Origin of the sequence: Pseudomonas nitroreducens NBRC 12694, from assembly GCF_002091755.1 — a bacterium.
GTDB classification, from domain to species: Bacteria; Pseudomonadota; Gammaproteobacteria; order Pseudomonadales; family Pseudomonadaceae; genus Pseudomonas; species Pseudomonas nitroreducens.
The window spans coordinates 906,536-919,295 of the sequence record NZ_BDAI01000001.1; the positions used below are offsets into that span (position 1 = coordinate 906,536).

Sequence of the window (12,760 nt, forward strand, 5' to 3'; positions counted from 1 at the left end):
CCAGCGCGCTGACGGGTTCCGCCAAGGAGAAACCATGTTCGACTATTCCGCCCGCCCCGACCTGCTCAAGGGCCGCGTGATCCTCGTGACCGGCGCCGGCCGCGGCATCGGCCGGGCCGCCTCGCTCGCCTTCGCCGCACACGGTGCGACCGTGCTGCTGCTGGGCAAGACCGAGGACTACCTCAACGAGGTCTATGACCTGATCGTTGCCGCCGGCCACCCGGAACCGGTGGTCATCCCGCTGAACCTGGAAACCACCCTGCCGCACCAGTACGACGAGTTGGCGGCCATGATCGAGAAAGAGTTCGGCAAGCTCGACGGTCTGCTGCACAACGCCTCGATCCTCGGCCTGCGCTCGCCCATCGAGCAGATTTCCACCGACAACTTCACCCGTGTCATGCAGGTGAACGTCAACGCCATGTTCAGCCTCACCCACACCCTGCTGCCGCTGCTCAAGCTCTCCGAGGACGCCTCGGTGGTCTTCACCTCCAGCAGCGTCGGCCGCAAGGGCCGCGCCTACTGGGGCGCCTACGCGGTGTCGAAGTTCGCCACCGAGGGGCTGATGCAGGTTCTGGCGGACGAGTGCGAGGACATCACCCGCGTGCGCGCCAACAGCGTCAACCCGGGCGCCACCCGCACCGCGATGCGCGCTCATGCCTACCCGGGCGAGAACGCTTACAACAACCCGGCGCCCGAAGACATCATGCCGGTCTACCTGTACCTGATGGGTCCGGACAGCAAGGGTGTGAACGGTCAGGCCTTCAACGCCCAGGACTGAGGTCCGGCCCTGCACAATCGGTACTGGCGTACCAGCGGCGTCGGCCTGCAGCCCAGCAACCACGCCGCCTCCCGCCATTTTTCTGGCTCCGCCCCGCTCTCCCCTCCGGCAAAGTGCCACTATTTCGCCAGACTTCTGGCGAAACCTTTCCCCGACTGGGAACCCTGACCACCACCGATCGGTCAATACGGCGTCTTTTCAGGCCTTTCCGCGCCCTGGCACGGAAATCGCTCTGTCCCTGCAAACGCCGTAAAAATGGTCGCCGCCATGGTTCCTCCCAAGCACTCCAATACCATCGATTTCGATGCTGCCAAGCTCCAGCGCGCGGCCAGCCAGGACATCCGCACACCCTCGCGGCGTCCGCTGGAGCTGCTGGAACTGCGCCAGCAGCTGAACCTGCAATTGCAGGTGAGCCTGGAGGCTGACCGCATCCTCGCGGTGTTCTTCCGCGAGATCCAGCAGTTGCTGCCAGTGGCCTACCTGGCGTACTACCACGCCGGCGCCGACCTGCGCCTGGAGTTCGGCGAAGCGGCCCGGCACAGTGCCGACTACCGCCTGACCCACGCCAGCGAATACCTCGGCGAGATCAGCTTCCGTCGTGCCCGGCGCTTCTCCGAGGTGGAGCTTTCGCAGCTGGAATCGCTGATGGCCTGCCTGCTCTATCCCCTGCGCAACGCCCTGCTCTACCGCGCCGCCGTGCAATCGGCGCTCCGCGATGCGCTGACCGGCACCGGCAACCGCATTGCCATGGACCAGACCCTGGGGCGCGAGGTCGAGGTAGCCCGGCGCCACCTGCTGCCACTGTCGATCCTCATGCTCGACCTGGACCACTTCAAGCAGATCAACGACGAGCACGGCCACAGCGTCGGCGACGATGCCTTGCGCGCCGTGGCAACGGCGCTGAAGAACAGCCTGCGCAATGTCGACATGGTGTTCCGCTTTGGCGGCGAGGAATTCCTCGTGCTGCTGTCCAACACCCCCGGCGTCGCCGCCGTGCAGGTAGGCGAACGGCTGCGGGCTGCCGTGGAGGAGCTGAACCTGGCCGCCGGCGGCAAACGCTTGCCGCTGTCCATCAGCCTGGGCTGCGCCACCCTCAATGGCGGCGAGTCGGTGGATGATCTGCTGCGCCGCGCCGACAGCGCGCTTTACGAAGCCAAGCGCGATGGGCGCAACCGACTGGCCTGCGCCAGCTGACCCAGCGAGAGCCCCCTGTAGGAGCGAGCTTGCTCGCGAACGGACTTCCCGGTAGCTCTGGCGTCAAGCGGGTTTGCGAGCAAGCTCGCTCCTACAGAAGACTTCCGCTAAATCGCAGGCAAGAAAAAGGGCTCCGAGGAGCCCTTTTCCATTTACCGCTGACGCTTAGCGCTTGAAGCCCGGACGCATGCCGTCACCGGCAGCCTGCGGACGGCGCTTGGCGATCGGCTTGCGCACCGGCTTGCCGGGACGCTCGGCCAGCGGGGCGCCTTTTTCGCGCGCCGGACGGTCGCTCGGAGCCTTGCGCGGCGCACGGTTCTCACCGGCATCGCTACGCGGGCCACGGGCCGGACGATCACCGGCATCGCGAGGAGCGCGAGCAGGACGATCACTGCCAGCGTCACGCGGCTTGCGCGGAGCGCGGCCTTCACCAGCGTCGCTACGCGGGCCACGGGCAGGACGATCACTGCCAGCGTCACGCGGCTTGCGCGGAGCGCGGCTGTCAGCGGAATCGCCACGCGGGCTACGGGCAGGACGATCACCGGCATCGCGCGGGGCACGAGACGGACGCTCGTCGGAATCGCGCGGACCACGAGCCGGACGCTCGCCAGCCGCCGGGCGCGGAGCACGCTGCGGACGCTCGCCTTCGGCGCGCTCGGTGCGGGTGCGCGAACCACGGCCCGGACGCTCGCTGGGCGCGAGCTTCTTGCCGAGCTTGCGCTCCTGGCGCTCGACCTTTTCCTTGGTCTTGGTGGAAACGGCCGGCAGGGCGACCGGGGTCAGGCCGACCTCCTCGCTGAGGATGTCCAGCTCGCGCTGGCCCATTTCGCGGTAGCGGCCCATGGTCAGTTCGGAGGTCAGGAACACCGGTCCGAAGCGCACGCGCTTCAGGCGGCTGACGATCACGCCCTGGGATTCCCACAGACGACGAACTTCGCGGTTACGGCCTTCCATCACCACCACGTGGTACCAGTGGTTGAAGCCTTCGCCGCCAGGCGCTTCCTGGATGTCGCTGAACTTGGCGGGGCCGTCTTCGAGCATCACGCCGGCTTTCAGGCGTTCGATCATCTCTTCGTCGACTTCACCGCGCACGCGTACGGCGTACTCGCGGTCCATCTCGTAGGACGGGTGCATCAGGCGGTTGGCCAGCTCGCCGTCGGTGGTGAACATCAGCAGGCCGGTGGTGTTGATGTCCAGACGGCCGACGTTGATCCAGCGGCCGCTGCGCAGGCGCGGCAGGCGGTCGAACACGGTCGGACGGCCTTCCGGATCGTCGCGGGTGCAGACTTCGCCTTCGGGCTTGTTGTAGATCAGGACGCGGCGCACATGCTCTTCGATCTTCTCGCGCTTGAGCAGGCGGTCATCGACGGCGATGGCATCGCGGTCGCCCACGCGCTGGCCAAGGGTGGCGACGGCGCCATTGACCTTGACCCGGCCTTCCTCGATCCAGGCCTCGACGTCGCGGCGCGAGCCCACGCCCATGCGGGCCAGGACCTTCTGCAGCTTTTCGCCTTCCGGAGCGGGGGTCAGTTCGGTGTTTTCGTGCTGGTCGTTCATCTCGGCACCTCCCGGTGTGTCGTGCAACGAAGAAAAAGGTCGCGCATCATACGCGCTTGTGCGCGGCAAAGCACCGCCCGCAGTCGGGAAAGACTAGTCGACTTACAGGGGAATGAAGCCATGCAGCGCGAAGACGACTTCACCGGGGCCAAGCTGGCGCTGTTCCATGGGGGCCAACTGGTGGTCTACAAGCGCGACGACAAGCCGGGAATCCCCTACCCCGGTTGCTGGGACTTTCCTGGCGGCGGCCGCGAAGGCGACGAGACCCCGGCGCAATGCGCGCTGCGCGAGTTGGAAGAAGAGTTTGGCCTACGCCTGGGCGAGCAACGCATCGAATGGCAGCGCCGCTACCCTGCTACGCACGGCCCCGCGCCCTGGGCCTGGTTCCTGGTGGCGCGGCTGCAACAGAACGAGTTCGAGGCCATCCGTTTCGGCGATGAAGGCCAGTACTGGCGGCTGATGCGCGTCAGCGAATATCTCGCCGAGGAACAGGCGGTGGGTTACCTGCAGGAACGCCTGCGGCATTTCCTCGCAGGGCGCATGGACATCGCCTGAATCCGCGCGCCGGGCCGCTGATACGCATTTGAGCGGCCCATCTGAATCTGTTTCCCCCGCCCGCATTTTCCTAGATTGCCCGCTCACCGGAGCGCCCTGGTTTTCCTCCAGGGGTGCGCCCGGACGTTCTGTCACAAGCGGGAATCCAGCATGAACTCGAGAAGCACGGAGCAGGCGTACAACTACAAGGTGGTTCGCCAATTCGCCATCATGACGGTGGTCTGGGGCGTCGTCGGCATGGCCATGGGGGTACTGATCGCCTCCCAACTGGTCTGGCCGCAACTGAACCTGGACCTGCCATGGACCAGTTTCGGGCGCCTGCGCCCGCTGCACACCAGCCTGGTGATCTTCGCCTTCGGCGGTTGCGCGCTGTTCGCCACCAGCTACTACACGGTGCAGCGCACCTGCCAGACGCGGCTGTTTTCCGACAGCCTCGCGGCCTTTACCTTCTGGGGCTGGCAGGCGCTGATCGTGGTGATGATGATCAGCCTGCCGCTGGGCTACACCACCACCAAGGAATACGCCGAGATCGAATTCACCGGCGCCGTGTGGATGGCCATCGTCTGGGTCGCCTACGCGGTGGTGTTCTTCGGCACGCTGATGAAGCGCAAGACGCCGCACATCTATGTGGGCAACTGGTTCTTCGCCGCCTTCATCCTGGTCACGGCGATGCTGCACATCGTCAACCACCTGGCCATTCCGGTGGACTGGTTCAAGTCCTACCCGGTCTACTCCGGCGCCACCGACGCCATGGTGCAGTGGTGGTACGGGCACAACGCGGTGGGCTTCTTCCTCACCACCGGCTTCCTCGGGATGATGTACTACTTCGTGCCCAAGCAGGCCGGACGCCCGGTGTATTCCTACCGACTGTCCATCGTGCACTTCTGGGCGCTGATCACTCTCTATATCTGGGCCGGCCCGCACCACCTGCACTACACCGCCCTGCCCGACTGGGCGCAGAGCCTGGGCATGGTGATGTCGCTGATCCTCCTGGCGCCGAGCTGGGGCGGGATGATCAACGGCATGATGACCCTCTCCGGCGCCTGGCATAAGTTGCGCACCGACCCGATCCTGCGCTTCCTCGTGGTTTCCCTGGCGTTCTATGGGATGTCGACCTTCGAGGGCCCCATGATGGCGATCAAGACCGTCAACGCCCTGTCTCACTACACTGACTGGACCATCGGCCACGTCCATGCCGGCGCGCTGGGCTGGGTAGCGATGATTTCCATCGGCTCGCTCTATCACCTGATTCCCAAGGTCTTCGGTCGCGAACAGATGCACAGCATCGGTCTGATCAACGCTCACTTCTGGCTGGCCACCATCGGCACGGTGCTCTACATCGCCTCGATGTGGGTCAACGGCATCACCCAGGGCCTGATGTGGCGGGCGGTGAACGCCGACGGCACGCTCACCTACTCCTTCGTCGAAGCGCTGCAGGCCAGCCACCCCGGCTTCGTGGTGCGCATGACCGGCGGGCTGATGTTCCTCAGCGGCATGCTGCTGATGGCCTGGAATACCTGGGTCACCGTGCGCCAGGCGCGCCCCGAGGCGATGCGTGTCGCCGAGCGGATGGCCTGAGATGACACTTTGGCTGGGGCTGGGCGGCCTGCTGGCACTGTATTTCGGCGTCGGCTGGAGCCTGCGGGCGCACCGCCAGCGCGGTATCGAGGAGGCCAGCATGCTGCCCTTCGCCGATGACGAGGAAGTGGCCCGGCGCATGGAAAAGGCCACCGGGCGCAGCCGCACCGGTTGCGCCTGCCCCGGCCAGTGCAGGGGCGACTGCGAACACTGGCGCGACTGGCAGCCCTAGCGCGCCAGTTTGCGGTCAGGCCTGCGACAGAGCGCCACATCACCTTCATCAATTTTCATTAGCAAGCACATCAATTTCCCGGCGGGCGTGCGGAGGCGGAATATCACTCCCGTGCCCCGCCACCTGATGGACGCCTGCAGCATCGTCCCCTGTCCTGTCTGGACCCCAGGACAGACATCATCGATGCCAGTGCTCCCCGGTGGGGCTTTCCATCCCACTCAAGGATCCCTGACCGGGTCCTTCACCGAGGAAATAAAGAATGAAGCTTGCCTCTGTCGTGTCGGCTGTCATCTCCAGCCTCGCCCCGATGGCTTTTGCCCAGGACGCAATCAAGAACCCCGGCGCCGACCTGCCGGTCACCGAATACCACTACGGCATGTCCCTGGACGTCGACAAGGTCCTGCACCGCACCGACAACTCCGGCAAGGTCGGCATCGTGCCGGCGTACATGGTCTACCAGGATCACGAAGGCCAGACCCACAAGGTCCGCTTCCTCGAATGGGGCGGCAGCACCAGCCAGGGCTGAGCCTTGCCTAGCATCGCCCTCCGGCCGTCTTGGCCAAACCCCGCGAGCCAGTGGTGGCGACCGGGGGGCGATCCTGATGAGTGGCCCGCCGCCAGGTGATGTCGCTCAGTTCCAATGCCGCCGCGAAGCGCGCCGGTTGTCCCCCAGGCCGACCAGCGCCGCCACCGAGGCCATCAGTACCTCGGCGATCCATGCCAGCAACAGACCACCGGCCAGCGCCCAGCCAATTGCCTCGGGCTCCAGCATCACCTGGTAGCGGTAGTTCTCGTAGGTTTCCTGCAGCAGTTCGTGATTCGGCGAGGTGAGCATGTGCAGTGCACGCTGGTACCAGGTGCCCTGCAACGCCTGCCATTCGTTGTCGAACAACTGGGCGCGACGCATCAACCGCTCGATATTGTCGGCGTCGCGCTGGAATACCGGGTCGGCGCTGCCGCGGTAATGCGCCACCAGGGCGCTCAGGTCGCCCTTGAAGAACTGCCCCGAGGTGTCCTTGAAGCCTTGCAGCGCCTGCGTTGCCTCGATGCGGTGGGCATCGACGCGTTGCGCGTAGTCCTTGATGAAACCCGGAATCTGGACCGCGACCATCAGACCCAGTGCGAACAGCACCATGCGTACATAGCTGCGCAGCATTCTTTCCCCCTTTCGTTCTTATGATGTGCAAGGCAACGCGGGATTCTCCCGCTTGCCGCGTCCACGTTCCGGGAATGCTTCACGTCCCGCTCAGATGCGCCCCTGGGTGACGATCTCGCCACGCCACCAGAGCATCCACTCGCCGCCCTGCATCAGGGTCCAGTTCTCGTTGTCGGTCAGCGGCTCGGTGGCGATCACCGTGACCACGTCGTTGGGTGTGGTTTCCGACTGGAAGTCCACGGTGACATCGGCGTCCTTCAGGCGCGCAGGCCCGAAGGGCGCACGGCGGGTGATCCACGCCAGCTTGGTGGAACAGAAGGTGAACAGCCAGTCACCGTCACTGAGCAGGCAGTTGAACACCCCCTTCTCGCGATAGGACGCGCAGGCAGTCACCAGCGTGGGCAGCAGCACCTCCACCGGTACGGGCTCGGGAAAGGCACGCCGCACGCGGTTGAGCAGGTCGCAGAAGGCCGCTTCGCTGTCGGTGTCGCCCACCGCGCGGTAGAGACCGGGTTCGGGATGGAAGTCGGCGAGCTGGCCGTTGTGGGCAAAGGTCCAGTAGCGGCCGCCCATCTCGCGCACGAACGGATGGGTGTTGGCCAGGCAGACCTTGCCGACGTTGGCCTGGCGGATGTGGCCGATCACCGCTTCGCTCTTGATCGGGTAGCGCTGCACCAGCCGCGCGACTTCCGAGTCGACGCTGGCGGACGGGTCCTGGAACAGCCGCACACCGCGCCCCTCATAAAAGGCGATGCCCCAGCCGTCACGGTGCGGGCCTGTGCCGCCGCCGCGCTGCATCAGCCCGGTGAAGCTGAAGACGATGTCCGTCGGGACGTTGGCGCTCATGCCGAGCAACTCGCACATGAATCAGTTCTCCTCCATCAGTGCCTCGCGCAGCTGATGCAGCTCGCGTTCCAGGCGATTCTGCATCCTTTTCCGCCCCAGTGGCAGGAACCGCGTCAGCGCGCGCAGCAGCAGGGCTGGCAGGTCGTTCAACTCACGCGGGATAAGGTGCAGATGAAAATGTGCGACGTGCTGGTTGGCCGCGGGGCCGTCGTTGACCAGCAGGTTGATGCCGACTCGCCCGTAGCCGGCGCGACGCAGCACCCGCTCCATGCGTTCGGCCAACGGGATCAGGTCCTGCTGCGCAGCCTCGGAGAGCTGGTGCAGGAAGGCCGCGTGCTCGCGGGCGACCAGCAGCAGGTGCGCGGGGCGCAGCGGATAGATGTCCAGCAGCACGATGAAATGGTCGTCTTCGTAGAGGGTACGGGCCGGCACGCGACCGGCCGCGATGGCGCAGAACACGCAGTCCATGGGAACTCCTGCAAAGGCCGTTCAGTTCATGCTGGACGCGTGCGGGGCAGTACGCAAGGCCGGACTACAGGCGCGGTTCGATCCGCATGCGGCGCTCGCCGTGATCGTCGGTGCGGCTGTCAACGTCGGGCATCAGCTGCGGTTGCATCAGCTGGCGCAGGGTCGGCTCGTCTTCGTCGACCTTTTCCTGGCGGCGCTTCTTCAGCGAGCGCTCCAGCGGCCAGCGGATGAGCACGAACAGCAGGTACACACCGAATGCCGCCAGCAGCACCAGGGCAAGGTCGGAGACGGCGCGCCAGGCGTTGTTGCCAACCTTGAACACCACGTCCAGCGCGGTGATCGCGATAGCCGGAGCATACAGGTTGTTCGCCGGGTCCACCGGGGTCGGGGTGAACAGCAGGACGATGACGATCACCCGCAGCGGCTCGCGCATCCAGCGCCACATCCAGCCGGTCATCAGGAACCAGACCAGGGTCAGGCCAAGGCCGGCGGCGATATAGGCGCCCCAGGCAAGCGTGTAATCGTGTTCGTTCATGCGCGTGCGTGCGGTGTCGACAGAGGGGTGCGTATGATAGCCGCTTTTCCCCATGGGTGCGCATCCGGGCGTCCCCCATGCCGTCCCGAGGAGCCACCATGACCGACCGCCAGCCCCCCATCGCCCGCCGCGAAGCCGCCGCCGATCCGTATGCCTGGCTGGAAAACCGTGACGCCGAGGACGTCCTCGACTACCTGAAAGCAGAAAATGCCTACCTGGAAGATCAGCTTCTTCCTCAGACGAAACTGCGCGAAACCCTGTTCCAGGAGATCAAGGGCCGCATCCGCGAAACCGACCTGTCGCTGCCCACGCCCTGGGGCCCCTGGCTCTACTACCAGCGCACCACTGCCGGCGACGAGTACCCGCGCCACTACCGCAGCCCCCGCCCGGCCGACGGCTCGCTCACCGTCGACGCGAGCGCCGAAGAGCTGCTGCTGGACCCCAACGCCCTGGCCGGCGATGGCTTCCTGTCCGTGGGCGCCTTCAGCATCAGCCCCGATCATTCGAAGCTGGCCTACAGCCTGGATACCAGCGGCGACGAGATCTACACCCTGTACGTGAAGGAACTGGCTGACGGCAGCGTCACCACCCTGCCCTTCGAGGACTGCGATGGCAGCCTGACCTGGGCCAACGACAACCGCACCCTGTTCTTCGGTGAGCTGGACGACACCCACCGCCCGCACAAGCTCTACCGCCACAGCCTGGGCGAGAGCGGCGCGCAGCTGATCTTCGAGGAGCCCGACGGGCGCTTCTTCCTCAACTGCTACCGCGCCAGTTCCGAACGCCAGCTGATCCTGCTGCTCAACAGCAAGACCACCAGTGAAGCCTGGGTACTGGATGCCAATACGCCCGAGGGCGAGTTCGTCTGCCTGGCACCACGGGAGGAAGACCACGAGTACTACCCGGACCACGGTCGCCTGAACGGCGACTGGGCCTGGATGATCCGCAGCAACCAGGCCGGCATCAACTTCGCCCTCTACCACGCCAGCGAGACGCAACCCACCCGCGCCCACTGGCAGGAGCTGGTGGCGCACCGTGACGACGTGATGCTGGAAGGCCTCACCCTGAACGCCAGCGCACTCACCCTGAGCCTGCGCGAAGGCGGCCTGCCGATCGTCGAAGTCCATCCCCATGGACAACCGGCACACCGGGTGGACCTGCCGGACGCCGCCTATAACCTGTACGTGCAGGACAGCCTGGAGTTCGACAGCGCCACGATCCGCCTGCGCTACGAGGCCCTCAACCGACCGGCGCAGATCCGACAGTTGAATCTTTCAAGCGGAGAGCAAAAGGTTCTGAAGGAAACGCCGGTAGAAGGCCCATTCGACGCCGACGCCTACGAAAGCCGCCGCCTCTGGGCCGACGCCGCTGACGGCGTACAGGTGCCGATCAGCCTGGTCGGCCGCCGCGACGTGCTGGAAAACGTCGCCCGCGGCAAGCCCGCCCCGCTCTATCTCTATGGCTACGGCGCCTATGGCGAGAGCCTCGACCCCTGGTTCTCCCACGCCCGCCTGAGCCTGCTGGAGCGTGGCTTCGTCTTCGCCATCGCCCACGTTCGCGGCGGCGGCGAGCTGGGCGAAGCCTGGTACCGCGCCGGCAAGCTGGCGCACAAGCAGAACACCTTCAGCGACTTCATCGCCTGCGCCGAACATCTGCTGGACCACGGCTACAGCACCCCAGCGCAACTGGCCATCAGCGGCGGCAGTGCCGGCGGCCTGCTGATCGGCGCGGTACTCAACCAGCGCCCACAGCTGTTCGCCGCGGCCATCGCCGAAGTGCCCTTCGTCGATGTGCTCAACAGCATGCTCAACCCCGACCTGCCGCTGACCGTCACCGAGTACGACGAATGGGGCAACCCGCAGGAGCCGGAGGTCTACGCACGGATCAAGGCCTACGCGCCCTACGAGAACGTCAGCGCCCAGGACTACCCCGCCCTGCTGGTGGTGGCCGGCTACAACGACAGCCGCGTGCAGTACTGGGAAGCCGCCAAGTGGGTAGCCAAGCTGCGCGTCAGCAAGACCGACGACCGCCTGCTGCTCCTCAAGACCGACCTGGGCGCCGGCCACGGCGGCATGAGCGGACGCTATCAGGGCCTGAAGGACGTAGCGCTGGAATACGCCTTCCTGTTCAAGGTGCTGGGCATCGAAGGCAACGCCTGATGCTCTACACCTGCCCGTGCTGCGGCTACTTCAGTTTCGGCGACCCTCCTGGGTCGTACGAAATCTGCGAGATCTGCTTCTGGGAAGACGATCACCTGCAACTCTGCTTCCCCGACGCACGCGGCGGCGCCAATGCCGTCAGCCTGATCGAGGCGCAGGTCAACTTCGTGCAATGGGGCGCATGCGAGCGGCGCTTCCGCGCGCAGGTGCGCCCGGCGACCATCGACGACGAGAAGGACGAGCGCTGGTTTCCGCTCTGGGAAAAGCGCGTGGACCTGCCGGATGGCGAGGCTCCACTGACCGGTGAGGAAGCCTGCTACTGGTTGCGCACACCCACGCCGGGCTGACTCAGCCGGCGCGGAAGATCAGGTGTTCTTCCCAGTCGTCCTCGGGCACCGAACCCTCCGCAAGCATGCGGCCGGACTGCGAGATGCGCTCATGGTGCACCGCCTCCGGATCACCGCAGACAAGGTGGTGCCACAGCGGCAGGTCCTTGCCCTCGGCCACCAGGCGGTAGCCGCAGGTCGGCGGCAGCCACTGGAACTCATCGGCCTGGGCCGGGGTGAGCTGGATGCAGTCGGGCACGCTGGCACGGCGATTGGCGTAGTCGGTGCAGCGGCAGGTCTTCAGGTCCAGCAGCTTGCAGGCGATGCGCGTGTAGTAGACGGTGCCGTCGTCCTCGTCCTCCAGTTTCTGCAGGCAGCACAGGCCGCAGCCGTCGCACAGCGACTCCCACTCTTCCTGGTCGAGCTGGTCAAGGGTCTTGCGTTTCCAGAAGGGCTCTACTTTGGCGGCCATTTTTTGTACAGGGGCAATTTCACGGGGCGCAAAGTCTAAGCCCGCCGCGCTCGCAGGCCAAGCGCAGGCGACCATTGACCGCGCGAGACTTGCCAGAGCGGGCCGTGCTGGTTAGTTTGATCGCCCCACGGGCCCGGTCCGCCGACACATCAGGCAGGACTCGCCAGCCGCTTCCCGCAGCCGCGCCGCCCGATCCCACCGCGATGCCCGGCCGACCACGGCACCATCGGCAGATTCCACGCCCTTCAAGGAGCCACCATGAGCGCCAACCCTCGCGTTTCCGAGCACCCCATCGACCCGCAATTCATCAATCGCTGGTCGCCCCGCGCCTTCAACGGCGAAGCCATTCCCCAGGAGACCCTGCTGAGCTTCATCGAGGCCGCGCGCTGGGCACCGTCCTCTTTCAACTCGCAGCCCTGGCGCTTCCTCTTCGCCCGGCGCGACACGCCGAACTGGCAGCGCTACCTGAACCTGCTGGGCGAGTTCAATCGTGGCTGGGCGCAGCACGCCTCGGCGCTGGTCGTCGTTCTGTCCAAGACCACCTTCGCCCCGCCCGGCTCCAGCGAAGAAAAACCGGCCCTGTGGCACAGCTTCGACACCGGCTCCGCCTGGGGCTTCCTCGCCCTGCAGGCGAGCCTGGCTGGCTGGCACACCCACGGCATGGCCGGCTTCGACCGCGAGCTGGCGCGCACCGAATTGAAAGTCCCGGCGGATCATGAGATCCACGCAGTGATCGCCATCGGCAAGCTCGGCGACAAGTCGATCCTCTCCGAGAGCCTGCAAGCCCGCGAAGTGCCCAATGCTCGCCGCCCGCTGGCGGAGATCGTGGCCGAGGGCGATTTCTCGCTCTGACGCCCAGCGCCGGACTTTCCGCCCTACAGCAGAACAAAAGAAAAGGCCCCGA

At 65.9% G+C, this 12,760-nt stretch carries 15 protein-coding genes; 9 read left to right on the top strand and 6 right to left on the bottom strand.

Annotated elements, in window-relative coordinates; genetic code table 11:
* Positions 1 to 34 precede the first annotated feature (34 nt).
* Both PNI01S_RS04250 and PNI01S_RS04255 read left to right on the top strand, forming a co-directional pair.
* A complete protein-coding gene (locus PNI01S_RS04250; protein WP_065327882.1) occupies positions 35 to 778 on the top strand; it encodes a YciK family oxidoreductase in 744 nt (247 codons plus the stop codon).
* 267 nt (positions 779 to 1,045) lie between these two features.
* A complete protein-coding gene (locus PNI01S_RS04255; protein WP_024767040.1) occupies positions 1,046 to 1,972 on the top strand; it encodes a GGDEF domain-containing protein in 927 nt (308 codons plus the stop codon).
* A gap of 165 nt (positions 1,973 to 2,137) precedes the next feature.
* Here the strand turns inward: PNI01S_RS04255 and rluB are convergent, their stop codons facing one another.
* On the bottom strand, positions 2,138 to 3,529 hold the full coding sequence (gene rluB / locus PNI01S_RS04260) for a 23S rRNA pseudouridine(2605) synthase RluB (RefSeq protein WP_084357483.1): 1,392 nt from the start codon (positions 3,527 to 3,529) through the stop codon (positions 2,138 to 2,140).
* A 120-nt stretch (positions 3,530 to 3,649) separates the two neighbouring features.
* Between rluB and PNI01S_RS04265 the strand changes: the two genes are divergently transcribed.
* The 4 genes from PNI01S_RS04265 (at position 3,650) to PNI01S_RS04280 (ending at position 6,420) form a co-directional block, all read left to right on the top strand.
* Positions 3,650 to 4,084: an NUDIX hydrolase gene (locus tag PNI01S_RS04265; RefSeq protein ID WP_024766466.1), complete on the top strand. Its 435-nt coding sequence runs from the start codon at positions 3,650 to 3,652 to the stop codon at positions 4,082 to 4,084.
* 150 nt (positions 4,085 to 4,234) lie between these two features.
* Complete coding sequence (gene ccoN / locus PNI01S_RS04270) at positions 4,235 to 5,662, top strand: cytochrome-c oxidase, cbb3-type subunit I (protein WP_024766465.1); 1,428 nt, start codon at positions 4,235 to 4,237, stop codon at positions 5,660 to 5,662.
* A gap of 1 nt (position 5,663) precedes the next feature.
* Positions 5,664 to 5,894 carry a hypothetical protein gene (locus PNI01S_RS04275; RefSeq protein ID WP_024766464.1) on the top strand — a complete coding sequence of 77 codons (231 nt, stop codon included), beginning with the start codon at positions 5,664 to 5,666 and terminating at the stop codon, positions 5,892 to 5,894.
* Between the two features lie 259 nt (positions 5,895 to 6,153).
* Entirely contained in the window at positions 6,154 to 6,420 is a 267-nt protein-coding gene (locus tag PNI01S_RS04280; protein WP_024766463.1) for a DUF2790 domain-containing protein, read from the top strand.
* A 105-nt stretch (positions 6,421 to 6,525) separates the two neighbouring features.
* Here PNI01S_RS04280 and PNI01S_RS04285 read toward each other — a convergent pair whose 3' ends face one another.
* From PNI01S_RS04285 to PNI01S_RS04300, 4 genes are all read right to left on the bottom strand, one after another.
* Entirely contained in the window at positions 6,526 to 7,050 is a 525-nt protein-coding gene (locus PNI01S_RS04285) for a DUF2937 family protein (RefSeq protein ID WP_024766462.1), read from the bottom strand.
* Positions 7,051 to 7,140: 90 nt separating this feature from the next.
* Positions 7,141 to 7,914 (bottom strand): class II glutamine amidotransferase, encoded by a 774-nt coding sequence (locus PNI01S_RS04290; RefSeq protein WP_024766461.1) that lies wholly within the window; start codon positions 7,912 to 7,914, stop codon positions 7,141 to 7,143.
* A 3-nt stretch (positions 7,915 to 7,917) separates the two neighbouring features.
* Positions 7,918 to 8,364 (bottom strand): HIT family protein, encoded by a 447-nt coding sequence (locus tag PNI01S_RS04295; RefSeq protein ID WP_024766460.1) that lies wholly within the window; start codon positions 8,362 to 8,364, stop codon positions 7,918 to 7,920.
* Between the two features lie 64 nt (positions 8,365 to 8,428).
* Complete coding sequence (locus tag PNI01S_RS04300; RefSeq protein WP_084357601.1) at positions 8,429 to 8,899, bottom strand: MFS transporter; 471 nt, start codon at positions 8,897 to 8,899, stop codon at positions 8,429 to 8,431.
* A gap of 98 nt (positions 8,900 to 8,997) precedes the next feature.
* Between PNI01S_RS04300 and PNI01S_RS04305 the strand changes: the two genes are divergently transcribed.
* Positions 8,998 to 11,058: a S9 family peptidase gene (locus PNI01S_RS04305; protein WP_084357484.1), complete on the top strand. Its 2,061-nt coding sequence runs from the start codon at positions 8,998 to 9,000 to the stop codon at positions 11,056 to 11,058.
* Entirely contained in the window at positions 11,058 to 11,405 is a 348-nt protein-coding gene (locus PNI01S_RS04310; RefSeq protein ID WP_024766457.1) for a CPCC family cysteine-rich protein, read from the top strand. The genes PNI01S_RS04305 and PNI01S_RS04310 overlap by 1 nt, the downstream gene beginning before the upstream one ends.
* Position 11,406: 1 nt before the next feature.
* On the opposite strand, the gene PNI01S_RS04315 is transcribed toward PNI01S_RS04310, so the two are convergent.
* A complete protein-coding gene (locus PNI01S_RS04315; RefSeq protein ID WP_024766456.1) occupies positions 11,407 to 11,856 on the bottom strand; it encodes a YcgN family cysteine cluster protein in 450 nt (149 codons plus the stop codon).
* Positions 11,857 to 12,114: 258 nt separating this feature from the next.
* Between PNI01S_RS04315 and PNI01S_RS04320 the strand changes: the two genes are divergently transcribed.
* Complete coding sequence (locus PNI01S_RS04320) at positions 12,115 to 12,708, top strand: nitroreductase family protein (protein ID WP_024766455.1); 594 nt, start codon at positions 12,115 to 12,117, stop codon at positions 12,706 to 12,708.
* The last annotated feature ends 52 nt before the right edge of the window (positions 12,709 to 12,760 follow it).